18 protein-coding genes and 1 tRNA gene are annotated in these 24,008 nt (G+C 54.0%); 14 read left to right on the plus strand and 5 right to left on the minus strand.

The window, feature by feature from the left end:
• Window positions 1-70: 70 nt before the first annotated feature.
• From HU175_RS24375 to HU175_RS24410, 8 genes are all read left to right on the plus strand, one after another.
• Entirely contained in the window at window positions 71-2,218 is a 2,148-nt protein-coding gene (locus tag HU175_RS24375; protein ID WP_176569045.1) for a S46 family peptidase, read from the plus strand.
• A 362-nt stretch (window positions 2,219-2,580) separates the two neighbouring features.
• Window positions 2,581-3,102, plus strand: a complete 522-nt coding sequence (locus tag HU175_RS24380; protein WP_176569046.1) for a DinB family protein — start codon at window positions 2,581-2,583, stop codon at window positions 3,100-3,102.
• Window positions 3,103-3,185: 83 nt separating this feature from the next.
• Window positions 3,186-5,396, plus strand: a complete 2,211-nt coding sequence (locus tag HU175_RS24385) for an alpha/beta hydrolase family protein (protein ID WP_176569047.1) — start codon at window positions 3,186-3,188, stop codon at window positions 5,394-5,396.
• 370 nt (window positions 5,397-5,766) lie between these two features.
• Window positions 5,767-6,453 carry an NUDIX hydrolase gene (locus tag HU175_RS24390; protein ID WP_176569048.1) on the plus strand — a complete coding sequence of 229 codons (687 nt, stop codon included), beginning with the start codon at window positions 5,767-5,769 and terminating at the stop codon, window positions 6,451-6,453.
• 77 nt (window positions 6,454-6,530) lie between these two features.
• A tRNA-Arg gene (locus HU175_RS24395) sits at window positions 6,531-6,602 on the plus strand.
• 195 nt (window positions 6,603-6,797) lie between these two features.
• Window positions 6,798-8,156: a hypothetical protein gene (locus HU175_RS24400; protein WP_176569049.1), complete on the plus strand. Its 1,359-nt coding sequence runs from the start codon at window positions 6,798-6,800 to the stop codon at window positions 8,154-8,156.
• Between the two features lie 48 nt (window positions 8,157-8,204).
• Complete coding sequence (locus tag HU175_RS24405; protein WP_176569050.1) at window positions 8,205-8,375, plus strand: hypothetical protein; 171 nt, start codon at window positions 8,205-8,207, stop codon at window positions 8,373-8,375.
• A gap of 283 nt (window positions 8,376-8,658) precedes the next feature.
• On the plus strand, window positions 8,659-9,888 hold the full coding sequence (locus tag HU175_RS24410) for a glycosyltransferase family 61 protein (RefSeq protein ID WP_176569051.1): 1,230 nt from the start codon (window positions 8,659-8,661) through the stop codon (window positions 9,886-9,888).
• 3 nt (window positions 9,889-9,891) lie between these two features.
• Here the strand turns inward: HU175_RS24410 and HU175_RS24415 are convergent, their stop codons facing one another.
• On the minus strand, window positions 9,892-10,683 hold the full coding sequence (locus HU175_RS24415) for a phytanoyl-CoA dioxygenase family protein (RefSeq protein ID WP_176569052.1): 792 nt from the start codon (window positions 10,681-10,683) through the stop codon (window positions 9,892-9,894).
• A gap of 172 nt (window positions 10,684-10,855) precedes the next feature.
• Between HU175_RS24415 and HU175_RS24420 the strand changes: the two genes are divergently transcribed.
• Window positions 10,856-11,299 carry a hypothetical protein gene (locus HU175_RS24420; protein WP_176569053.1) on the plus strand — a complete coding sequence of 148 codons (444 nt, stop codon included), beginning with the start codon at window positions 10,856-10,858 and terminating at the stop codon, window positions 11,297-11,299.
• Between the two features lie 23 nt (window positions 11,300-11,322).
• Here the strand turns inward: HU175_RS24420 and HU175_RS24425 are convergent, their stop codons facing one another.
• Complete coding sequence (locus HU175_RS24425) at window positions 11,323-14,775, minus strand: ATP-binding protein (RefSeq protein ID WP_176569054.1); 3,453 nt, start codon at window positions 14,773-14,775, stop codon at window positions 11,323-11,325.
• 194 nt (window positions 14,776-14,969) lie between these two features.
• Here HU175_RS24425 and HU175_RS24430 point away from each other — a divergent pair, with 194 nt between their 5' ends.
• Both HU175_RS24430 and HU175_RS24435 read left to right on the plus strand, forming a co-directional pair.
• Window positions 14,970-15,737, plus strand: coding sequence for a Mut7-C RNAse domain-containing protein (locus HU175_RS24430; RefSeq protein ID WP_176569055.1), 768 nt, complete (start codon window positions 14,970-14,972; stop codon window positions 15,735-15,737).
• Window positions 15,738-15,883: 146 nt separating this feature from the next.
• Window positions 15,884-16,429 carry a dihydrofolate reductase family protein gene (locus HU175_RS24435; protein ID WP_176569056.1) on the plus strand — a complete coding sequence of 182 codons (546 nt, stop codon included), beginning with the start codon at window positions 15,884-15,886 and terminating at the stop codon, window positions 16,427-16,429.
• A 36-nt stretch (window positions 16,430-16,465) separates the two neighbouring features.
• On the opposite strand, the gene HU175_RS24440 is transcribed toward HU175_RS24435, so the two are convergent.
• Both HU175_RS24440 and HU175_RS24445 read right to left on the minus strand, forming a co-directional pair.
• Window positions 16,466-17,374 (minus strand): carbohydrate kinase family protein, encoded by a 909-nt coding sequence (locus HU175_RS24440; RefSeq protein ID WP_176569057.1) that lies wholly within the window; start codon window positions 17,372-17,374, stop codon window positions 16,466-16,468.
• Between the two features lie 72 nt (window positions 17,375-17,446).
• Window positions 17,447-18,769 (minus strand): sugar porter family MFS transporter, encoded by a 1,323-nt coding sequence (locus HU175_RS24445; protein ID WP_176569058.1) that lies wholly within the window; start codon window positions 18,767-18,769, stop codon window positions 17,447-17,449.
• Window positions 18,770-19,260: 491 nt separating this feature from the next.
• Between HU175_RS24445 and HU175_RS24450 the strand changes: the two genes are divergently transcribed.
• Window positions 19,261-20,967, plus strand: coding sequence for an AMP-binding protein (locus HU175_RS24450; RefSeq protein WP_176569059.1), 1,707 nt, complete (start codon window positions 19,261-19,263; stop codon window positions 20,965-20,967).
• 299 nt (window positions 20,968-21,266) lie between these two features.
• On the opposite strand, the gene HU175_RS24455 is transcribed toward HU175_RS24450, so the two are convergent.
• The gene (locus tag HU175_RS24455) at window positions 21,267-21,716 is read right to left on the minus strand and encodes a LytR/AlgR family response regulator transcription factor (protein ID WP_228724266.1); all 450 of its coding nucleotides are present in this window, start codon (window positions 21,714-21,716) and stop codon (window positions 21,267-21,269) included.
• 251 nt (window positions 21,717-21,967) lie between these two features.
• Between HU175_RS24455 and cysM the strand changes: the two genes are divergently transcribed.
• A complete protein-coding gene (cysM, locus tag HU175_RS24460; RefSeq protein WP_176569060.1) occupies window positions 21,968-22,840 on the plus strand; it encodes a cysteine synthase CysM in 873 nt (290 codons plus the stop codon).
• A gap of 50 nt (window positions 22,841-22,890) precedes the next feature.
• Complete coding sequence (locus tag HU175_RS24465; protein ID WP_176569061.1) at window positions 22,891-23,967, plus strand: quinone-dependent dihydroorotate dehydrogenase; 1,077 nt, start codon at window positions 22,891-22,893, stop codon at window positions 23,965-23,967.
• Window positions 23,968-24,008 lie beyond the last annotated feature (41 nt).

The raw sequence follows: 24,008 nt of genomic DNA on the forward strand, positions 1-24,008 counted from the left end.
AGCTTTATAGGGCGTAACCAGCCCATCGTTGTCCCTGCTGGCAGCGATGGGCTTTTTTTATGTCAGCCCTATGCACATTCCTCGTTACCGTCCTGCCCTCCTGCTGGGACTTTTACTGGCGGGTACGCTATCGTCAGCCAGCGCCCAGACCTCGCCTTATGTTACGAACGATACGGTAAAAGGCAGTCCACTCGATCTGGGCAAGATGTGGACCTTCGACAATCCTCCTAACGCCTTTTTTCAGAAAACATACAAGTTCAACGCCGACCAGAAATGGTTTGACGAAGCACGGCTGGCCGCTCTCCGGTTTGCCGATTACTGCTCAGCCTCGTTCGTATCGGCCAACGGCCTCGTCATGACCAATCACCACTGCGCGCGTGAGTCGGGAACGGCCGTAACGCGTAAGGGCGAGGATTTGAACGCAACGGGTTTCTTCGCCAAGACCCTGGCCGAAGAACGGAAGGTTGATGGGCTGTTCGTTGATCAACTGGTCAAAATTGAGGACATAACGAAGCAGGTGCAGGAAGCTGTGGCTAAAGCCGGCACCGAAGCCCAGGCACAGCTTCAGGCCCGTGAGCAGGTGTTTACCGCTGTCAAGCAGCAGTATGGCTCAAAAGCCGACTGGCAGGGACTTGAACTGCAAACCATTACGTTCTACAATGGGGGCCGCTACGCGCTGTACGGCTTCAAACGCTATTCCGACGTGCGGCTGGTGTTCATGCCCGAGCTGCAGCTGGGCTTTTTCGGCGGTGACCCCGACAACTTTACATATCCACGCTACGCGCTAGACTGCTCATTCTTCCGGGTATACGACAACGGCAAACCGCTGCAAACGACGCATTTTTTCAAATTCAACCCGGACGGAATTCGGGAGAACGAGCCGATTTTCGTGATTGGCAATCCCGGCCGTACTGAGCGACTTAAAACCGTAGCCGAACTCGAATTTGACCGTGATCTGCAGACACCCGCTACAATTCAGCTGATCAAAAACCGGTCGGCGGCTCTGCAGGCCTACAACGCCACGGCAAAAAGCGACAGTATTCTGAACGAAATTTTCAGCTATGAGAACAGCCTGAAAGCCTACAACGGTCAGTTAGCTGGGCTGCGCGACCCAGCACTGATGGCGCGCAAGGTCACCTTCGAGCAACGGTTTCAGGCCGACGCCAAAGCTAAAAACCTTCCGGCCGAGCAACTGAACACCTGGAACGCCATTGCCAGCAATACGGCGCAGCTACGCAGCCTGTTCCGGGATGCAAACTACCTGGCGCCCAGTGAGCGCACCATGGGCGAGTTACTTACTTTCGCCAATGTGTTGACGCAGTACGGACAGCTGGCGGCCACCCGCCCGCAGGATGCCGAACGAGCCCGCTCGCTGGTCGTTACGCCAAACATAGTCAGTATGAAGCTGGAAGAAGGTTACCTGGCGGCTCACCTGACCGAAGCGCTGGCGGGTCTGGGCAGTGATGATCCGTATGTGAAAGCGGCTCTAACGGGTCCGGACGGCAAACAACAAACACCCGCCCAGGCTGCGGCCTATCTGATCAAATCCAGCAAACTCAACGACCCGGCTTTTGTGAGCGACCTGGCCGTTCGGGGAGGAGCCATCAATTCATCCAGCGATCCACTGCTGGCGCTGGCCCGTATTGGGTTCCAGCGCTACCTGACTGCCGCCCGGCAGGCCCGGCAGATCGCTCAGCAACAGGAAGTGTTACGTAGCCAGCTGGGGCGGATGCTGTATGACGTGTATGGCACGGCCGTTCCTCCCGATGCTACCTTCTCGTTACGTATCAACGATGGGGTGGTGAAAGGATACGCCTACAACGGTACGGTAGCCCCCATCAAAACAACCTTCGCCGGGCTGTACGACCGGAATTACTCGTTCAACGACAAAGCCCCCTGGAACCTGCCGGCCCGCTGGAAAAATCCGCCAGCGGCTTTGCTGAAAGAGCCTATGTGCTTTATCAGCACCAATGACATTATTGGTGGCAACTCAGGCAGTCCGATGATCAACAAAAACCGGGAGGCTGTTGGGCTGGTATTCGACGGTAACATCGAAAGTTTGCCGGGCGAGTTCATCTTCGTACCCGACGCCAACCGCAGTATCTCGGTCCACGCGGGGGGGATCATCGCGGCCATGCGTTACATCTACAAAGCCGACCGGCTGATTACGGAATTACTGGGGACCGAAGCCGGCAAAACGGCAAATGTGCGTAAGTAAGGGTTTGGTTAGTTATCGCTCCTAAAACATAATCTTGCAGGAGTTTCATAAGGTAGTGGATCGGGCTGGCTTAGTTTTTCGCTATCTACCACCCCCTGCCCCCTCCCGCTACGGCGGACCGTTAGAAAATTAGGAGGGGGAGGTGAAAGGGTACTTTGGACGTTTCGACAGCCTACACAGGGTGCTTATCAAGGGGATGAGGTAATTGAAAAGGGTCACTTCTGCGTGTTCCCCTCCTGTTTTAGGAGGGGCTAGGGGTGGTGCTACCCGCTTAGGTTTTTGGCAGTCCGCCAATGCTATGGCGAGGAATAAGGTCAACTCATAAACACTTATCTTGCCGCGCCCGTTAATTCCCCTACCCCATGACAAAAGCTGATTTACCTAGCTTACCGCCGTTTTTTGACCGGTATATCAATCAGGTCGACGACATCAATGTTCTCGATGCACTGACCCAGACCGCTACGTTCGATAAGCTGATCGGACAAGAAACGCTGGAAGCCCTCGGCGACCTGCGTTATGCACCCGGCAAATGGAGCGTAAAAGATATTTTGCAGCATATTATCGACACCGAACGCATCATGAGCTACCGCGCCCTGCGGATTGGGCGTAATGACCCGACTCCCCTACCCGGTTTCGATGAGAACGCCTACGCCGAAAATACAGGCGCAAATCACCGGTCTATCGCCGATTTATACGACGAATACGCGGCCGTTCGGCAGTCGAGCATCCTGCTCTTTCGTAGTCTGGACGCGGCCATGCTGATCCGGGAGGGAACGGCGTCCGGTAAGCCAATCTCTGCATTGGCGCTGGGTTATGTGCTGGTTGGCCACGCCAGACACCATGTTACCGTTATCCAGGAGCGTTACGTTCCGCTCCTTTCCTGAAGGGCCATTCATAAACGGGCTGCGAAAACTGGAAATTCGCAGCCCGTTTTTTTGTAAGTTCGCCGGAATCTACCTGACGAACCATGTTAAAACGAACTACCTTCCTCATCCTGCTGGCGACGCAGTTTGGCTACGCCCAGACGAAATCAAAAGTGCTGGTGACCGATCTACTCCGCCTTAAACAGGTGGGCGGCATTGAGCTATCACCCGATGGAAAACGGGCGGTCTATACGCTCACAACCATCGAGCCCAATCCCGACGCCAAGCCCGAGGAATACGACTACCACACTCACATCTACCTCACCAACCTGAAAGCGGGCGATACCAAAGCCCTGACCCATGGTGCCGAATCCGCCCGGCAGGCAGTCTGGTCGCCGGATGGACAGCACCTGGCGTTTGTCCGGTCGCTGAAGGGCAAGAGCCAGATTTTCATTATGCCGCTAAACGGTGGTGAAGCCTGGCAACTTACCAACGGCAAATACAGCGCGTCGAATCCGGTCTGGTCGCCGGATGGGAAGCAGATTGCGTTCTCCTCGAACGTAACGATGGCCGAGATGATGGGCGACTCCATCCTCAACCCGTCGAAAGGCGGACCGGCCTGGTCGCTGGAGAAACCGGGTTTTGCGAACAACAACTTCGTCAAGGCCGACAAAAAAACTAAAGCTAATCCCGATGGCTCGCTGGCCGAGATTCGCGCGTACCTACAGAAAGACGTTGAAGACAAAAAAGCCAAAGTCATCAACCGCCTGAATTTCCAGGGTGAGTTCACGACCGAGCCTGATCCCAGTTTCACCCACCTTTACGTGATCAGCGTGCAGGAAGGAGCCAAAGCCAAAGCGCTGACCCGTGGTTTTACGTCGTTCCAGGCAGGAAACTGGCTCCCCGACGGCAAAGGGCTCCTGGCCGTAACGGATCGCGACTCGCTCAAACACCCGGACCGGGAGCAGGACAACGCCATCGTTTTCATTGCCGCCGACGGATCGGGAAAACGCAGCACTGTATTGGCCGAAGAAGGTAAAAGCTACGGATCGCCCGAACTCTCGCCTGATGGCAAGCAACTGGCGTTCCAGGTGAGTCCATCGCAGGGGGTTAACTTTGCGCAGGTTGGCCTTGCTACGTTTACCGGTACCGGCGCATCGGGGATGCAGCTCGTTACGTTCGACCGGGCAGCCAGTAACGTGACCTGGACCAGCGCGCCTGCCAGTGGTAAAGGCAAAAAAGCCAGCACGGCCTACGCAATCTACTTCACAGCGTCGGCTAATGGCGGGGTGCCGCTGTACCGACTTGACCCCGCCACGCGGCAGGTGACCCAGCTTACGGATTTTACGAGTGGCGTAACGGCGTTCGACGTAGTGGGCGACCAGGTAGTGTTTGCTAAAACCGAAGTGGCTAACCCATCCGAACTGTATGCAGCGAACGCGCAGGCCAAGGGGCAAATTAAGCTGACCAATCACAACGACTGGGTAGCCCAGCGGCAGCTCAGCCTGCCGGAGAAACGGACGTACAAGAATTCCATCGGGCAGACGGTTGATTACTGGATCATGAAGCCGACGGTAGTGGAGAGCAACAAAAAACACCCGCTGCTGCTGAACATGCACGGGGGGCCAACGGCGATGTGGGGCCCCGGCGAAGCGTCGATGTGGCACGAGTTTCAGTACATGGCATCGCAGGGTTACGGTATCGTGTACGCCAACCCACGCGGATCGGGCGGCTATGGCATCAACTTCCAGCGGGCCAACATCAAGGATTGGGGCACCGGTCCGGCCGAAGACGTACTAGCAGCGGCTACGAATGCTGCCAAAGAAGCCTGGGTTGATACGAGTCGGCAGGTGATTACGGGTGGCTCCTACGCGGGCTACCTGACGGCCTGGATTGTGGGCCACGACAACCGATTCAAAGCGGCTTTCGCGCAGCGGGGCGTGTATGACCTGACAACATTTATGGGCGAGGCCAACGCCTGGCGCCTGGTGCCAAACTACTTCGTGTATCCCTGGGATGCCGACGCTAAGGTGCTGGATGCCAATTCGCCGTATTCATTCGTGCAGAACATCAAGACGCCCCTGCTGATCAAACATGGCGAAAATGACCTCCGCACGGGCGTAGCGCAGAGTGAAATGCTCTACAAAAGCCTGAAAATTCTGAATCGTCCCGTAGAATACGTCCGGATGCCGGGTGCTACGCACGAGCTGAGCCGCACGGGTAACGTTCGCCAGCGGATCGACCGGCTGCTGCGCATCTACGAATTCTTCGAACGTTACGTCGGCCCGGATGCGCAGGGCGTAACGCAGAAGTAGTCTTTGTTTTTTCAACACAGGGATTACGGGATGAAAGAGAAAAGACGGAAAATGAAAGAGTGATAATCGAGGTACTCTTGTCGGGGACGTTCTTACCACCGGCACCGGCCGCCCGGCCTAGCCCCTCCTGTTTTAGGAGGGGAACAGGCAGAGGTGGCCTTTTTCTCCCCCTCCTATTTTTCTAGCCGAGCCGCCGTTGCGGAGGGGGCCGGGGGGTGGTAAGAGCCACACCCCGACAAGATCCCTCTGTGCGAGATGACAAAAACTGATATGACAAGATCCCCTCGATTATCACTCTTTCATATTACGTCTCTCTTCTTCCGTCTTCATGCCTTTGAATCCTTTTTTACGAAGCAGATACAGTCAACTCATGAGTGATAAGCAAAAACGTGAGGCCTTACAGGAGGCCCCGAAGTTCAAATTCTGGAAATCGCAGGCCGAAGCGAATGGCCTGAAAATTAACGACATCAAAGACTTCTACATTCGCTACAGGCACAATGGTGAAGTGCTGTTCGCCATGCTCGAAGTGGATGCCGACACACCCGAAGGCGACAAGATCCCCCCGGCACTCTTCCTGAAGGGGCACGCGGTATCGATGCTGGTCTGCCTGATCGAGCAGGAAACCAGAGAGAAATTCGTGGTGCTGGTGCGGCAACGGCGCATTTCCGACGGCTCGCATACGTACGAACACCCAGCGGGTATGGTCGACGCCAGCGACGATCCTGCCGACGTAGCGGCCCGCGAACTGGGTGAAGAAATCGGTCTGTTCGTCGACCCCTCGGTACTGACTAAACTCAACCCCACGCTCTGGTACCCCAGCACCGGCACCAGCGACGAATCCATGCACTTCTATTATCTGGAACAGGAAATGAGCCGGGCAGACATCATGGCCTTTCACCACAAGAATATGGGGAGTGAATCGGAGCACGAGCGGATCACGACGGTCGTGACGACTCTGCCGGAAGCCCACAAACTGGTGACGAACGTCAACGGTTTACTGATCCATTTTCTGTATCTAAAGCACGTGGGCGATTACGACACCATGCGGCTCTTATAATCCTATGACAAAAAATACTAGCCGACCTATTGTCTTTTAGCGGAATGTATTGCTATCTTTGCACTCCCAAAGGACATGCTTCCGTAGTTCAATGGATAGAATTTCGGTTTCCGGTACCGACGATAGGGGTTCGAATCCCTTCGGGAGCACAAGAAAAAGCCTTCGTACGCAGTGTACGAAGGCTTTTTGCTTTTAATCTACCAATCTGTTGGGCATTATGAAACATTGTAGTCTTCTAATGCAACATACAGTAGGCCAGCCGGTTTGCTAGGAATTTTTCTTATTTTGCGGGTAGTTAACGACCACCCTAACAGACATTCCCGTCCGCTTGCTTCACGACCATCATGGCCGAACTAGATCCTATTCAACCCTCCCTCCCGCCCGATCAACAAGAAAAATTACGTGAGCTGACGGCTCAAAGCTGGAACCTCGAATTAGTCATATCGGGCGCGGCCCTGTTTGCCGTATTGCAGTTACCCGACCTGCTGGATCAGGCATTTGACTATTTCCAGTACAATGTTGCTTCTGTTAAAGGTGGTGGTGTACAGGATTTGTTACCCCTGCTGGCTTACAGCATGATGAAAGCAATGTGTTACGTGCTGTTTCTGGCCTTCCTGACCAACTTTGTGATGCGGGCGTTCTGGGTAGGGCTGGTCGGCCTGCTCGCCGTCTACCCAAGCGGTATTCATTACGACCGGATTCCATTCTCGACCCCTTACACGCAGAAACGAATGGCCGCCGAGATGGGGCCCCTCGACCGTTATATTCTACGGCTCGACCTGCGGTGCAACATTGTTTTTGCCGTTGCCTTTCTGTTTGTCATATTCCTGATTGCCGTTGCTGGCACTTATATCCTCGTTGTGCTGGTTTCTTCGATTTTTCGCCCAATGATTCCGGCGGAAATCAGGCATATTCTTGAACTCATTTCATACGCCTTCTTCGCCGTTTACCTCATTACCAGCACTGTACTAAGTTTACCTTCCATTAAAGCTCACCCAACCGGAGAGAAACTGCACTATAAACTTACAACTGCCGGAAAGGTCCTCTTCTGGGGTATGCACGTTCCTTTCAGCTTCATTATCAATACCTTCTACAGCCATCTACCTTACAAAAAAATAGTACGGGCTATTGGGATTTTCTTTCTCGTCTTTATTGCGTTCATTGGGGTTGAGGTTTTCTCTAGCTTGTCACGGGTTGACCGACGCGTATCGTTTGACCGACGGCATTTATACACGACCCGGCTCGATAGCCTGTTTAGCAATCCATCCTCTTACGACGACCAGTTAGCCGACGGAGAATACGTACCAACGGCCTCCATTCAGTCCGACGTAATCCGTGATCCGTTTATCCAGGTCTTCATCGCTTACCCCAAAGACCTGGATACGCTCCTGACGAAAGTAGCCCCAAAACCCATCTGGAGCGACACGCTGTCCAGGGCTGAGACACGCCGTCGATTTGCGCAATGGAGTCATCAACAAATAACCAACATGATGCAGATTGCCGTTAACGATTCCGTGTATCGTCGCCCGGATCTGTTGTTCGCGCAACGGGGCTCCCAACAGCAACGTGGCTGGAAAACGGTACTGATTCCTTCCAATCTCAGAACCGGGAAAAATACGATTCGCATCAGCCTACAGCCTGACTCCCTGGCCAAACCGCAGGCCATAACAACGATACCGTTCTGGTACGTACCCGACAAATAGCGATGTGGGAAAGATAAGTTTGACGCTCATACCACGTCAAACTTATTTGTGAAAACGTTTTTCGCAGCCCTCCTTGTGTCAATTTTCCTTTTTACGGCCTCAGGCTACACCCAGGATTCACTCATCCGAGTTCGTGAGATCAGCCTGCAAACCGACGGCTTCAATATTCTTTGTAGGCTCTACAAAAAACAGATCAGCGAGAATACGTACTGGTTCTGATCACTCACCGTATTACTACTTACTAAATCGGAATCTGAAGCAATTTCAGATTCCGATTTTTTTATTGCCACCGTCTGACAATCTACCTGTACATACACTAAAAACATCTCTCTTCTGCTGCCGATAAACATGACGGGACCCCTGTACCAGAGTCCTAAGTAAGTATAGTGACTAACAAGTCTATTTAGCATAAAAAGCTGATAGACAGATTAGTAAATCGATTTACCGATAAGGTAACAACAGGCTACACAGGCTTACGTATCCAACTACATAACTGAACGACATGACCCCTCCATCGTCATTTCGGAAACTACTGTTTGGACACTCGATCTGGTCGAAACCAGTACGGTGGCTAAAGCAGGTTCTGGCCGAACTTCGTCGCATTTTGCTGACCAGGGGAATTCGTGGTATATACCGACTGCGGGGGATTCAGTTTCTGAATAAAAAACAAACGGACGAGTTCCTGGCTTCTTCCGCACTGGTGACGTATCCCCCCGACGCCGTATTTCTACCAGAGGTAACAGACGCTGGTCAATCCGAAAAAATCTACTTTCCGGCCACGCTGGCCGAGCCCGAGCCAGTCTCGGTCTGGCACTACAACGTCACCGATAGGCATACGTACCAACTCCCCTACGGCGGTATTGTCGCCCAGCAGCAAGTCCTTTGCCTGGATGTGAACGACGTCGATTTTTTCCGCAATGTCCTGAACCGACAGAAACGCACCTCCCGCCATACCCCAACGCTGATTGCGCCCTGGAGTCATTATCAGGATGGCTTTATGTGGGGAGGGTATTACGACTTTGTGCTCCTGGTGCTGGGGAAGCTGTGCCGCATGAAAGACGTACTGCCCGAAACTACCTTCGACGAAGCACTTGTTGCCTATCCGCTTTTCGGTACGTCCTACGAGCGGGAATACCTGGCACTACTGGGGATTCCGCCCGACCGGGTTGTTGATAGCCGGACAACGAGTGTTACGTTTGATCGGTGCGTGCTGGCCGATGTAGGGCACTGGTTCTACCCCAATCCCGCCGATATTCACGCCATCCGGAAACACATTCTTTCGCAGTTTCCGGCTCCGGCCGGCAAGCGCAACCGGGTGTACATGAGCCGCGCCGGTCGGCGGAGTATCCTCAACGAAACCGAACTGATTGCCCTGCTGAAAGCGTACGACTTTCAGATCATCGAAGACGTTCCCCGATCGGTGGCGGAGCAGGTCGCTATCTACCAGCAGGCCGAATTTATTATTGGTCCCCACGGCGCGTCTATGACCAACATTCTGTGGTGCCAGCCCGGTACGCACCTGTTCGAGCTGTTTTCTCCGGCCTATTACCCGGAGTTTTTCCGTTACATGGCCGGGCTGCTGGGTCTACACTATTCCGCCTATTTCCACGGCCCCGCCGAAACCGACGACTGGGCGCTGGGCCTGACCGACAACATTCTGGTGTCGATCCCCGAAGTAGAAAAATACCTGATGATGTACCTGACGACCAGCCCGGAACCGGAAGCCAGCTAATAGCTACGTTACCGCCCCAGAAATCCCCAGCCGAATGGCCTGCTCAACGGGCGAGTAGCTGCCGTCGGGTCGGTCGAGCTGGAATGGCTGGGAGGGCAAAAGGGGTGGCTGCGCCATAAAACGGGGCCTTGTGCCGCGATGAGCCTGGGCGCCATGCACCAGAAACGGATGGCACAAATAAACCGTCCCGGCATCGCCCACGGCGGTCACCTCTGGGCAGTGAGCCGTTTCGTCAAAATTATTGGCCGCCAGTTCACGTAACGACAAACCAGCTTCGCCAGCGGGAGCCAGCAGTTGGGCCATTGTCAGGTGTGAGCCCACCCGAATCCGGGTCGGTGCATCATCCGGTCCCACATCCGAAAAGAGAAACAGCATCAACAGCGCCCGCCCGGTCGACGTTACGTTGGCACGCCAATCCATAAAATTGGGGCTATCGGTACCAAAGCTCATGTCGATGTGCCAGCCCGCGTCGCCCGGATCGTCGGGGCTGGGAAACCGGATTGGAAACGTACCAAGACTCGTTCGGGGCAGCCACCGACCGACGCCAACCAACTGATCATAGGCCGACACCAGCCGGGGCGAATTGACCGCCTGCCGAAACGGAGTCTGGCTATAATTGCCCAGTCGGATAACGGGCTGCAGCCAAGTAGCTGTATTATGCGGACTAAACTCTGTATCGGCCCACAGAATAGCCCGGCCTTCATCGGCCAACTCGCGCGGGAACGCCTGATCCACCCGAACGAAACCATCCTGGATAAATGCCTGAATCTGCGCTTGTGTCAATGCTGGTCCCATAGGCTGGCGGCTGTTCGTGGTCGAACTAAATTTTAGATTAAAATAAGATCAGACACCCGTAATGGCACAAAAAAAGATGTCACTGCCAGGTTTTACTCTGTATCTTTTACTCTAAAATCAGTATTTTTCGGCAACGTTTGCCCCCTCTTTTAGCTAACCATTCTGTAAGTTCATGTTTACGTTAGGAACAGGCAGCCACTACTTTGCCTTAGATGTGCTTGATTATCAAGACAAAGACTCTCCCTACCGGCAGGATAAAAATCTGTTACACATCAGTATTCAGGTCAAAGACGGAGACCGTTCTTCCATAGTAACCGCTGGCCTGATGGCCACCCACGAACTTTCCTCGCTGGGAAACTGGTTCGGTCAAATTGCCGCGGGGGCTGCCCTGCCCCCGGTGGTGCTGCTTGAGCCAGGCTTGTTATTCGGTGCTACGTCTTCGGGCGAGAATCAGTTTACCGTTCAGGTTGCTATGTCGGCGCTGGCTTCTCCCACCTGGGCCGATACGCCCTTCTACGCAGAACCCTTCGATATGCAGTTTCAGCTGGACTACGAGTATATGCTACTGGCAGCCCGGCAGTTGCAGGAGTTACATAGGCAGTTCCCTACTCAATAACGACGCCTTTATCGGCGTCCTTGTCAGAGTTCGGGTACGGGTAGATAGACCGAAAAGGTAGCGCCTAAACCCGGCTGGCTGGCAGCAGTGATACCCCCGCCGTGGTTAGCCACAACTTTCTCGCAGATGGCCAGACCAATTCCGGTTCCGGCAAAGGTATTCTTTCCATGTAACCGCTGAAAAACCTGAAAAATCCGATCCAGGTATTTTTCGTCAAATCCAATTCCGTTGTCTGCTACGTCAATCTGATAGTACACAGGTACCACTCGCGTTGGCCGTACTGCTGCGGGCAGATCGCTCACGTTCACCTCACAGGATCGAATCGTAAGTACAGGCGCCACCGGCGTACCGGATGGGCTCGTTCGATGAAACTTAAGTGCGTTTGAAATTAGATTCTGAAACAGTTGCCGCAATTGTGACTGATCGCCCATAACCGTCGGCAGTACGTCAACGTGCACGATAGCCTCAGTTTCCTTGATGGCCAGTTCCAGATCGGCCAGTACAGTCTGCACTAGTTTTCCCAATGCAACCGACGCAGCCGTCTCCTGACGAGTGGATATACGGGAGAAGCCCAGCAGGTCCCGAATCAGGATAGACATCCGGTTGGCGGCCATTTGCATTCGCGTCAGGTAATCGGCGCCGTTACCCAGTTCGGCAGCATACTGCCCCATCAGCAGATCACCGAATGACTGAATCTTGCGCAGCGGCTCCTGCAGATCGTGCGACGCTACGTAAGCGAATTGCTGTAGGTTATCGTTTGAACGCTGCAGATCATATACCGTGGCCTGTAATTCAGTGGTCCGCTGTTGTACCTGCTCATCAAGCTCAGCCGACAGCAGCCGATAGCGGTTTTCACTTTTGGCCAGCGCTTTGCCTGACTGCACCTGCTCCGTTACCTCAGTGCATATTTCCAGCACTCCGGTCAATTTATCTCCCTCGTAATACGGCGTCAGTAATACGTCGAAGTAACCTGTCTGCAACTCGCTGTTCCGGTACACGGGCAGTTCTACCGCCACCCCCTGATCAGAAACACCCGTCTGATATACTTGCTGGAACCGACTGACAAACGTCTGCTTGGTAAGCTCCGGAAATACCGACAACAAGGATTTACCCAGGGCATTCGAATCGCGCTGAACGAGTGTCTGCATGGCTTCGTTCATCAGCTCGATTATCAAGTCGTCGCCTTTGACCAGCAGCATGGCTACCGGCGCATGCTGAACCAGGTTCCGAAGCCGGGTTTCGGCCTGCCGACGCGACTGGTTCAGATTGATCTGCGCCTTTACTTTCGTGAGCAGTTCCTGCCCCGAAAACGGTTTGACCAGATAATCGTCCGCACCGGTTTCCAGCCCATCAATACGAGCTTCCTGCCCGGCACGGGCCGACAGGAAAATCAGGGGAATATGCGCCGTGGCCGTGTTTTGCCTGAGCGTACTCAGCAGTTCCTTGCCATCCATTACCGGCATCATAATATCGCTCAGAATCAACTGAGGCTGGTAACTACCCAGTTGCTGCAACGCATCAGCGCCATTCGCGGCTGTATTCACGGTGAAGTAAGGCTCCAGCAACCGGGTCAGGTAGGCGCGCATGTCGGCGTTATCATCTACGACAAGAATCTTCGTGGACTGATCTGCCGGAAACTCGTCCGGCAGCGCGTCGGCCGACGTAGCAGACCGGAGATCTTCGAGCATTGTACTCGCTTCCTGAAGGAATGTATCGGCCAAGCGGCTCATCGTAGCTTCATGTTCGCCTTCGATGACCTGGCTGGCGGGTAAGTGCGCTTTTCCCAGTGGCAGCCGAACCGTGAACGTACTGCCCTCGCCTTCCACACTCGTTACGGTAATCATTCCGCCGTGGAAACGAACCAGTTCATGCACCAGCGAAAGCCCAATACCGCTGCCTTCGTAGGTACGGCCACCGGCGTTTTCGACCCGGTGAAAGCGCTCGAACATGTGCGGTAGTTCCCGCTCGGGAATACCAACGCCCGTATCGGTAACCTGCAGCACCGCATTACCCTCCTCCACTGTCAGACTGACCCGGATGCTGCCCTGCAGCGTATACTTGAACGCGTTCGAGAGCAGGTTGAGCACTATCTTTTCCCACATCTCGGCATCGGCATACACCACCGACGGCAGAGGCTTACAGTCAACAATAAACGCCAGGCCTGCCCGTTCGATCAGCGAGCGAAAGCTACTGGCCAGATCAACCGTCAGATTGACCAGATCTACCGGCCGGAAGCTGGCTTTGACCCGATTAGCTTCGATCCGACTGAAGTCGAGCAGGTTGTTCACCAGTTTCAGCAGCCGTAGCGCATTCCGGTTAGTGGCCTCAATAGGGACTTTGTACGGGGATGCCAGCAGTTCGGGATCGCGCAGTAACTCTTCCAACGGTCCCAGCATCAGTGTCAGGGGCGTCCGGAATTCATGGCTGATGTTATTGAAGAAGGCCGTCTTTGCCTGGTCGATAGCGGCTAGTGCTTCGGCCCGTTTCTGCTCCTCCTGATAGGCATACACGTTGGAGAAAGCCGTATTGATGGTATTGGCCAGCAGGGCATAGAAGTTAAGATAATCCTGATCCAGCGCCCGGTGCGGACTGATTCCGGCCAGCAGAAAACCAATCGGCTGTTCGCGCGTCGACAACGTCACGGGCAGACATACGGCCGTGTGCGGGGACTCCTCATATGGCCCGCCCACCAGCCGCCCAACCCGTTTTGTCAGTTGATCGATGACCTGCAACTTCGTCAGGTCGCTGAGCCATTCGGTGGCTGCTACGTTCAGTCGGGCAAGCTCCTCGGGAAAAGGCTGGTTGGGTGCCAAGCCAGCGCTACTCACCAGTTGAGCCGAGGATACCTCATCGTCCAGTTCGTAGAAAAGCAAGAAAGGTAGATCCAGCGCAAAATCGACCGCTGCCGCCGTCAAACTGGCGTAAATTTCTTCGTTCGTTTTCGCCTGGCTGGTCAGGGCCGCCACGTCCCGCAGTACCTGTGTCCGACGAGCGCTCAGCATCTTGTCGGTTGTTTCGGTGATGGGGTGAAAAATACCACCTACCTGGCCCGACTCATCCCGGATTGGCGCAAAGGAAAAAGTCATAAACGCTTCTTCCAGGTAACCATACCGGTCGAGGAACATGCGCTGATCTTTGATGTATGTCCCTTCTCCCTGTTGTCCCCGGCTGAATGCGTCGCCCACCACGGGCAGGGCCGTTTCCCAGCAGATCCGGAAATTCTGCCCCATCGATTCCGGATGTTTTGCTCCGCAGATGGGTCGGTAACTATCGTTGTAGATCTGAATGGTTTCGGGGCCCCAGGCAATCAAAATGGGGAATGTTGACGAAAGGCACAAACTAACGGAGGTTCGTAGACTCTGAGGCCATGTCGATATGGGCCCAAGTGGTGTTCTGGACCAGTCCATTGACCGAATCAACTGCCCCATTTCACCGCCCCCCGCCAGAAATTGCTCCGACGATTCAGCCTCAATCATATTGTTATCTGTATGGGATACTAAGGATAAACAACAAAAGTAATAAATCATCATTCTCCTGATGGTGGTATCCTTCACTTCTGCTTTAGTAGCCTGCTTCTTTGTTCAAATCTGTTACTACGTCTGCTTAAATCAAGCGTTATGTGGACAACACTGGTTTCTGATGGTTATACCGTTACTGAACAACATGGATTATGGCTGACGCTACGTTCCGCTTTTACAGTAGTCTGAATGATTTTTTACCCGCCCGGCAGCGAGCCGTCGACATTAATTGGCCGGTCAGCCAGCGAACATCCGTCAAAGACGTAATTGAATCGCTGGGGGTGCCGCATCCGGAAATTGGTTTATTGCTGGCGAATGGGCAGTCAATTGATTTCACCCATCTCGTTCGGCCGGACGATACGTTTCTGGTTTATCCACTCGTCGATCTGCCGGACCTCAATGTCGTGTCGCTGGTGCAGCCGCCCCCGCTGGCTACGTACCGATTCGTACTAGACACGCACCTGGGCAAACTCGCTACGTATCTGCGGATGCTGGGTATCGATACGCTCTACCGCAACGATTACACCGATCCGGAACTGGCGGAGATTTCCAGTACAGATGACCGCGTACTACTCACCCGCGACCGGGAGTTGCTGATGCGGAGCCGCGTTACGTACGGTTATTACGTTCGCAGTACCAACCCGAAGCAGCAGTTGTCGGAGATTATATCGCGTTATCCATTAGCCGACCAGATACATCCGTTCCAACGTTGCCTCGTCTGTAACGGGTCGATGGAGCCCGTTGCGAAAGAAACAGTTAAGGACCAGTTGTCCCCGCTCGTACGGGAAGGGCAGCAGGCCTTCTGGCGGTGTGACACCTGCAACCGACTCTACTGGGAAGGCACCCACTTTCAGCGGATGCAGGCGTTTATTCAGGCGTTGTTGCATACGAATCCACCACCGACTCAGCGTTACGCTTAAAGCAGATGAAGATTTATGGACAGGATTACAGCCGGGCCGCCGGGCGGATTTTCAGGATCTAAAAATTAATCAAATCCGCCCGGCGGCCCGGCTGTAATCCTGTCCATTCTTAATCCTGTCCAAAAAAACCTATACCACTACAACCGATGCGGAAACTCATTTATCATGTCGCGGCTACCCTCGACAATTTCATTGCCCACCCGGACGGCTCAACAACCGGTTTTCTGACCGAGGGCGAATTTATTCAGGACTTTATCGGAGCGATCCGCAACTACGGGGCGGTGCTGATGGGGCGAAAAACGTACGAGTACGGCTATGATTACGGCCTGCAGAAAGGCCAGCCAACCTACACACAGATTAATCCCCGGCTGAAGAACTACGTCTTTTCGAAGTCAATTGACTTTGACTCCAACAACCAGATTCAACTCGTTTCAAACGACGAACTGGACGTAGTACGCCAGCTGAAATCCGAGGAAGGAAAACCGCTCTGGCTCTGTGGCGGAGGTGAACTAGCGGGGCTGCTGCTGGATGCGCACCTGATCGATGAACTGATCATCAAGCTGAATCCAATTGTGTTCGGGGAAGGGGTTCGGCTGTTCGGTTCCAGCACGACCCAGGTCAGACTTAATCTGCTGGAAAGTAAAGCATACGACAACGGAATGATGCGGTTGTCGTATGCCATTACGTATTGATTCGTTGGGCTAACGAACGGGTTTTGTTTCTGCGGTTTAATCGGCCGAATGAGTTTTCACCCGGCTAAGCTGCAGAAACGACTGGATGGTTGCCTCCGTAAAATCGGGCGTAGCGCCCCGCTGCGTGGCGACATAAGCCCCCGTTGCGCAGGCGAACTCCAGAATCTGCTGGGGGGTATCGCCCTGTAGGGTTTTGTACAGGAAAGCGGCCAGAAACGCATCTCCGCTCCCAATCGTATCGGCCACCTCGACCGGGAAACCGCCCTGCCGGACAAAGCCAGTTTCGTTCAGTAAAATGGCTCCCTCTTCGCCCAGCGTTACGCATACGGTGTCAAGTGTATACCGTTCGCGCAGCTGCTGCATGGCCTTTTCCTGATCGCTCGCGTCACCGTACCAGCCCGCCAGTTCGGCCAGTTCGTGCTCGTTCAGTTTGGCCATATCGGCCTGATGCATCAGCGCTTCTACGATGTCCCGTTCGTAGTGGGGGGCGCGCAGGTTGACATCAAATACTTTTTTCGGCGCTACGTCCAGCAGGGCCTGCAGGGTTTCGTAGGTGCGGGTACTACGTGCTGCCAGGCTACCGTAGACAAAGAATTCGCTTTGTTGAACGACCTCCGTCAGGCCCGGTTCCAGCTGAATATAGTCCCAGGCCACGGGCTGAACGATCTTGTACGTCACTTCATTCCGGTCGGAGATATTGGCTTTGGCCACACCGGTCAGGTGCGTTTGTCCAACCTGGACCAGATCAAGCGGTAGCTCTTTGTCTTTCAGGAAAGCCAGCATCTCGGTGCCTAATTCATCAGTGCCAACGCGGCTGATGATCTGGGCGTTCAACCCAAAATTACGAAGATCGGCCGCTACGTTCATGGGCGCACCGCCCGCCTGTTTGCTGGTGGGCAGTACGTCCCAGAGTATCTCGCCGAAGCAGGTGATTGTCTGATTCATGGGTATTGGTTTTACGTGAGTAGGCGGTTACCTGGTCATTGAAATCCGTCAGGCGACCGGCACCAGCCTGTTTTAATGACCGACAAAGGTACGTTCGATCTGCTCCAGGCTGGTGCCTTTCGTTTCGGGCATCAGCTTCCAGACGAACAGCAGTTGCAGGATCATCATGACCGTAAAGAACATAAACGACGCAGCAGGCCCGAACTGGCCGGTCAGATACGGAAAGGTATAGGTGATTATGGCGGCCATGATCCAGTGGGTAAAGCTGCCCAGTGCCTGCCCGCTGGAACGTACTTCGTTAGGAAAAATTTCGGAGATGAATACCCAGATAACAGCCCCCTGCGAGAAACCAAAAAAGGCGATGTAGCCGAACAGGAACAGGGGTACCGACAGGCCATTAAACTCTTCCAGATAGAACGCCCGTGTCACCAGGCCCAGCATCACGATCAGCCCGACGGAACCAACCAGCATCAGCGTCCGGCGGCCAAAGCGGTCAATCAGGTTCATCGAAATCATCGTAAAGATCAGGTTGACCAACCCCACCCCCGCCGACGACAGCAGGGCCGAGCTCTTACCCAGGCCTGTCATTTCGAAAATACGGGGGGCGTAATACAGAATGGCATTGATCCCCGACACCTGGTTGAAGAACGCAAACAGCACCGCCAGCATAATGGGAGTGTTGTATTTGCCGGAAAACAGGCTGACCGTCTGGGGCTGATCGGCGTGCTGCTGTAACGTAGCCAGCGTGGCATCGGCCGTTTCCGGATCGATCATGTTCAGCACTTCCTTGGCTTCGGCAACTTTTCCTTTTTTGAGCAGGAGCCAGCGCGGGCTTTCGGGAATATACAGAACGGTAACCAGGAAGATCAGCGACGGAATGGCCTGAACACCCAGCATCCAGCGCCAGGGCTCAGCCCCGAAATTTTGCAGAAAATAGTTGGACACGTAGGCAATCAGAATACCCAGTACGACATTGAACTGAAACAGCGCGACCAGCAGCCCCCGCGATTTGGCCGGGGAAATCTCGGAAATGTACATCGGAGCCGCTACCGACGATGCACCGACTCCCAGCCCGCCCAGCAAGCGAAAAAAGAAGAAAAATCCCCAAGTTGGCGCCAGCGCCGTACCAAGTGAAGCGCCCAGGTAAATAACCCCAATCCAGAACAGGGTCCGCTTGCGTCCCAATCGTTCGGCGGGAATACCACCCGTCATGGCGCCAATGACCGTACCGATCAGAGCTACCGATATGGTCAGACCATGTTCGGCGTCGCTGAGGTTCCAGAGCGATTGAAGCGTCTGTTCTACGCCGGAGATAACCGCGGTATCAAAGCCAAACAGAAAGCCGCCCAGGGCAGCCGTAATCGACCAAAGAAATATGCGTTGGCTCTGACTCATACGTAGAAAGAATCGCTATGCACGACGGGTTTATGGTAAGATACAGGAAGAAAAAGGCGTAATCACGCGCCGATTTTCATCTAATTGCGCATCGGCCAAAGCATTGACTGACAACCAGTTTACTCCATAAAACGGCAACCGTTTTTGCCTTGGAGGGACCAATATAGCGATCAGGCCAGTTATTCGCTAAACCAAAACAGCCCGGATAACCCTATTGATTGCCTGGGCTATCGTTTAATTTCGTTTCTCTTTCCCGGCTCCTCATCCAGTACCCCCCAGCCCCGACGCCCGTTCTACGCAGATCGAGAGCTTCCAGACAGTGAAGCAAGCGACCAGAATTTCTAAATTCTAAGGCCTTACAAGCCAGAAACGATTATACTTTGGGGGTTTCTAGTTGTTACGAATAAGGCAGTAGCTGAAATTTTAACCACTGTATAGAAAACCTTCTCTCTTTCGTTTTATTTTTACCACAAAACATGCAATTGACTGACATGGAAACGCAAGCAGTGACGAAGCCCTACCCGTGGTTACGCTTTTATCCTAAAGGCGTTCCTCACGAGATCAATCCGGATGCTTATTCCTCGATAGCCGCCCTGCTGGACGATGGCTGCCAACGGTTTCACGACCGGCCGGCCTACAGTTGCATGGGCAAGGAGATTACGTTCGGCGAAGTGGATGCGTTGTCAAAACAGTTTGCGTCGTTCCTGCAGAATGATCTGGGTCTGAAACCCGGCGACCGGCTGGCGATTCAGATGCCTAATACGTTGCAGTATCCGGTAGTGATGTTTGGGGCACTGCGGGCGGGCCTGGCGGTGGTCAACACAAATCCATTGTACACCCCCCGCGAAATGCAGCACCAGTTCAAAGATTCGGGAACGAAAGCCCTAGTTATCCTGGCCAACTTTGCCAGCAACCTGGAAAAGATTCTGGAGCAGACCGATATTCAGCACGTTATTGTAACCGAACTGGGCGACCTGCTGGGTTTTCCAAAAAAGCAGATCGTTAACGCCGTTGTCAAATACGTCAAGAAGCTGGTGCCGTCCTACAAACTACCGAACGCCATCTCGTTCAGCGACGCCATGGGCCGGGGCAAACGGCAGCCATTCACGCCTGTAACCATCAAAAGTTCGGATCTGGCCTATGTGCAATACACCGGCGGCACAACCGGCGTATCAAAAGGCGCTATGCTGACGCACCGGAATCTGATCGCCAACGTAGAGGGGCAATACTACTGGATGCAACCCGGCGGCATTCCCGACGGGGAAGGAATCATTGTGGCGGCCCTCCCCCTCTACCACGTGTACGCCTTGACAACCAATGCCCTGGCGGGGCTACGTACCGGTGCCATGAATCTGCTTATTACCAATCCGCGGGATCTGAATGCTTTCATTGATGATCTTAAAAAGTACACGGTTACGGCCTTTACGGGTGTAAACACGCTTTACAACGGCCTGTTGAATCACCCGCGCATCAAAGAAGTCAACTTCAGCAAACTGACCATTACGTCGGCGGGGGGCATGGCGCTGCAAACGAGCGTAGCCGAACGCTGGAAGGCGCTGACCGGCGTTACACCCTGTGAAGGCTACGGCCTGACTGAAACCTCGCCGGTGCTGTCGTCGAACCCCACGGATGGGTCGGTACGGGTTGGAACGATTGGTGTTCCCTGGCCAAGTACCGACATGAAAATCATCAATGACGATGGGACTGATGCCGCCATTGGCGAGCGTGGCGAAGTAGTTGCTAAAGGACCACAGGTTTTCGTTGGCTACTACAATCGCCCTGACGAAACCGCCAACGCCATGATGGGCGAGTGGTTCAAAACCGGCGACATCGGCATTATGAACGAGGATGGTTTCTTCAAAATCGTCGACCGAAAAAAAGATATGATTCTGGTATCGGGCTTCAACGTTTATCCAAATGAGGTAGAAGACGTAGTAGCCCAGTGCCCCGGTGTCCTGGAAGTAGCCTGTATCGGCGTACCGGACGAGAAATCGACCGAGGTTGTCAAAATATGCGTCGTCAGAAAAGATCCAGAACTGACCGCCGACACGATTAAAGCGTTCTGCAGGGAAAACCTGACAGCATACAAAGTGCCGCGTATCATTGAATTCCGGGATGAGCTGCCGAAGTCCAACGTCGGCAAAATCCTGCGCCGTCCGCTACGGGACGAAGCGCTGGCCAAACTGGCGACGAAGTAATTATTCAGTTACCCCCGACTCCAGAAAGCTAGTATTGTAGGGGTTTTATGAGTTAGAGAATTCTGGCCTAGTTTGCTGCTAGCTACCACCGGCACGGGCCGCCCCGCCCTGCCCCCTCCCGCAACGGCGGACCGTTAAAAAATTAGGAGGGGGTGTTAAAAAGGTCGCTTCTGCTCGTTCCCCTCCTGTTTTAGGAGGGGCTAGGCGGGGCGGCCCGTGCCGGTGGTAAGAGCTAAACCCCGACAAGATCCCGACAAGATTAGGTGTTGGGAGAAGGACTGGGGTTGAGGCTATATCAATCAGGCCGCTACGGCCAGTTCGGGCTGTGTTTCTAGCAGTACAAGCTCTTTCTGGAAGCCGCGCAGATGCTGCATGAAGGCCGTGGCTTTCCGGCGCGATACGTCCACCCGATCGCCATTTAACAAACTAACGCTCAGTTGCTGCCGGTCGGGATTAATGCTTTCCAGATAAAGCAGGTTGATGATGTTCTTCTTGTGGGGCCGGACAAATACTTTCGGCGAGAGCCGACTTTCCAGCTTTTTGAGCGTGAGCGATACCATTAGCTGAGTACCATCGGCAAAGTGAAAAACGGTGTAGTTGCCTTCACCTTCCAGCCGAACGATCTGATGCATCGGCATTTTTTTGCGGTATCCCCAGAACGGTAATACCAGGTCTGACATAGCAAACTGATGGGCGATTTGCTCACGGCGCGTACTGCTGAGCAGTCCGGATTGCAGACTTACTTTCATAAACAGGATTAGATATGGTGTGAATAAATTGTAAACTCAGATCAGTCCAGCGATACATACCCGTAGCCTTGACCCGAATCACAAGCAAGTTTACAAAATTTTCATTATCAACCGTTTAGTAGACCGTATTTTTTGATCCCCCTTTTTGAACACAGTCTGGTACCGGGCTCTAAAAAGCGGGTTAACCCGATCATTGCGAACTATTTGAGCGCCTTTAACCTTGGAAAAGCAAACAGGTTTATTTGACTCCCATGGCTACCCTACTCGATTTGGTTGGAAACACTCCCCTCGTTGAACTGAACCGACTGAATCCTAATCCCAACATTAAAATTTACGGTAAACTGGAAGGCAACAACCCCGGTGGCAGCGTAAAAGACCGGGCTGCGGCCAGTATGATTCAGGGCGCTCTGGCCCGGAATGAGCTGAAACCGGGCATGAAGCTGATCGAAGCCACGAGCGGCAATACCGGTATTGCCCTGGCCATGATTGCCCGGCTTTATGACCTCGAGCTGGAACTGATCATGCCCGAAAACTCCACGCGCGAGCGCGTACTGACCATGGAAGCCTTCGGGGCGAAAGTCATCTTGACGGAAACGATGGAAAGCGCCCGCGATTATGCCGAAGCTCAGGTAGAAAAGGGCGGCTACTACCTCCTCAACCAGTTCGCCAATCCGGATAACTACTTGGCGCACTATAACACCACTGGTCCCGAAATCTGGCGTGACACGGCCGGGACAGTCACCCATTTTGTTTCATCAATGGGTACGACCGGTACCATCATGGGTACGTCGCGCTATCTGAAAGAGCAGAATCCAGACGTGCAGATCGTGGGATGCCAGCCAACAGATGGCTCATCGATTCCGGGTATCCGTAAATGGCCGGTGGAGTACCTGCCTAAAATTTTTGATCCGTCGCGGGTTGACCGCGTTATCGAGGTTTCGGCCGAAGACGCTACGCAGACAACTCGCCAGCTCGCCAGCGTTGAGGGTGTTTTTGCCGGTATGAGCAGTGGCGGTGCCGCCTGGGCCGCCCTGAAACTGGCGCAGGAATTGGAATCAGGCGTAATCGTCTGCATCATCTGCGACCGGGGTGACCGTTACCTTTCGTCGGATCTGTTTGGTTGATTGTCGGTGAGTTTGCTACGTCCGGTGTCACATTTGCGTATTTTTGCCGCATGTACAAGCGCCTGATTCTCCCGTTGCTATTCCGCTTCGATGCGGAGTCCATTCATCATACCATTACGTCGTTGCTCCGCTTTGCGCTGGCTATCCCCGGTGTATCGTTCCTTTGCCGCAAGCTCTACGTTGTTGATGATCCGCGACTGGCCCGGACGGTATTTGGGCTGACGTTTCCCAATCCGATCGGTATGGCGGCTGGCTTCGACAAAAACGCGGAGCTGGTAAGCGAGCTAAGCGATCTGGGATTCGGCTTCGTGGAGATCGGCACCGTTACGCCCCGCCCGCAGCCGGGTAATCCCCAGCCGCGTCTGTTCCGACTTAAAGCCGACCAAGGGCTCATTAACCGGATGGGATTCAACAACAAAGGCGCCGGACCCGCATCGGGCCGGTTGCGCGAGTTTGCGAAGAACCGGGGCGAACGACGGGTTATTGTTGGTGGCAACATCGGTAAAAATAAAGACACACCCAACGACGAAGCGCTGAATGACTACCTGCTCAGCTTCCGGGATTTGTTCGACGTCGTCGATTACTTCGTCGTTAACGTTAGTTCACCGAACACGCCCGGCCTGCGCGACCTTCAGGAACGCGCACCTCTCACCCGACTCCTGGCCGCTTTGCAGGACGAAAACAGAAAAAAGTCGGCTCCTAAACCCATCCTGCTAAAGATTGCGCCGGATCTTACCGACGGGCAGCTGGACGACATTATCGCCATTGTTAACGATACCAAAATTGCGGGCGTTATTGCCACGAACACAACCATCAGCCGTGAGGGTCTGGCTACCGACCCGGCTATTGTTACCCAGATGGGCGCGGGTGGGGTTAGCGGGCAGCCCCTGAAAGAACGGGCAACGGCTGTCATCCGGTATCTGCATCAGCAGTCGGGCGGAGCGTTTCCAATCATTGGTGTAGGCGGTATTGCCACCCCGGCCGATGCCCTGGAAAAGCTCCGGGCTGGGGCCAGCCTGATTCAGGTGTACACCAGTTTCATCTACGAAGGCCCGGGATTGGCCAAACAGATTAACAAAGCCCTGCTTGCCGAAAATTGGGTTTCAGCCCCAGCCGTTCCCTCATAAATTCCGTCTATTTTACGGTAGCAGCTCCGTTCCGGCTGAAT

The sequence above is a fragment of the Spirosoma sp. KUDC1026 genome, from assembly GCF_013375035.1.
In the GTDB taxonomy this organism is placed as follows: Bacteria; Bacteroidota; Bacteroidia; order Cytophagales; family Spirosomataceae; genus Spirosoma.

Bases quoted from the DNA above. Each gene is read 5' to 3' on its own strand.
- HU175_RS24435 (WP_176569056.1), top strand. From the start codon at position 15,884: ATGCGGAAACTCATTTATCATGTCGCGGCTACCCTCGACAATTTCATT.
- cysM (WP_176569060.1), top strand. From the start codon at position 21,968: ATGGCTACCCTACTCGATTTGGTTGGAAACACTCCCCTCGTTGAACTG.
- HU175_RS24380 (WP_176569046.1), top strand. From the start codon at position 2,581: ATGACAAAAGCTGATTTACCTAGCTTACCGCCGTTTTTTGACCGGTAT.
- HU175_RS24410 (WP_176569051.1), top strand. From the start codon at position 8,659: ATGACCCCTCCATCGTCATTTCGGAAACTACTGTTTGGACACTCGATC.
- HU175_RS24440 (WP_176569057.1), bottom strand. From the start codon at position 17,374: ATGAATCAGACAATCACCTGCTTCGGCGAGATACTCTGGGACGTACTG.
- HU175_RS24400 (WP_176569049.1), top strand. From the start codon at position 6,798: ATGGCCGAACTAGATCCTATTCAACCCTCCCTCCCGCCCGATCAACAA.
- HU175_RS24390 (WP_176569048.1), top strand. From the start codon at position 5,767: ATGAGTGATAAGCAAAAACGTGAGGCCTTACAGGAGGCCCCGAAGTTC.
- HU175_RS24455 (WP_228724266.1), bottom strand. From the start codon at position 21,716: ATGAAAGTAAGTCTGCAATCCGGACTGCTCAGCAGTACGCGCCGTGAG.
- HU175_RS24450 (WP_176569059.1), top strand. From the start codon at position 19,261: ATGGAAACGCAAGCAGTGACGAAGCCCTACCCGTGGTTACGCTTTTAT.
- HU175_RS24425 (WP_176569054.1), bottom strand. From the start codon at position 14,775: ATGATTGAGGCTGAATCGTCGGAGCAATTTCTGGCGGGGGGCGGTGAA.
- HU175_RS24385 (WP_176569047.1), top strand. From the start codon at position 3,186: ATGTTAAAACGAACTACCTTCCTCATCCTGCTGGCGACGCAGTTTGGC.
- HU175_RS24445 (WP_176569058.1), bottom strand. From the start codon at position 18,769: ATGAGTCAGAGCCAACGCATATTTCTTTGGTCGATTACGGCTGCCCTG.
- HU175_RS24465 (WP_176569061.1), top strand. From the start codon at position 22,891: ATGTACAAGCGCCTGATTCTCCCGTTGCTATTCCGCTTCGATGCGGAG.
- HU175_RS24430 (WP_176569055.1), top strand. From the start codon at position 14,970: ATGGCTGACGCTACGTTCCGCTTTTACAGTAGTCTGAATGATTTTTTA.
- HU175_RS24420 (WP_176569053.1), top strand. From the start codon at position 10,856: ATGTTTACGTTAGGAACAGGCAGCCACTACTTTGCCTTAGATGTGCTT.
- HU175_RS24375 (WP_176569045.1), top strand. From the start codon at position 71: ATGCACATTCCTCGTTACCGTCCTGCCCTCCTGCTGGGACTTTTACTG.
- HU175_RS24415 (WP_176569052.1), bottom strand. From the start codon at position 10,683: ATGGGACCAGCATTGACACAAGCGCAGATTCAGGCATTTATCCAGGAT.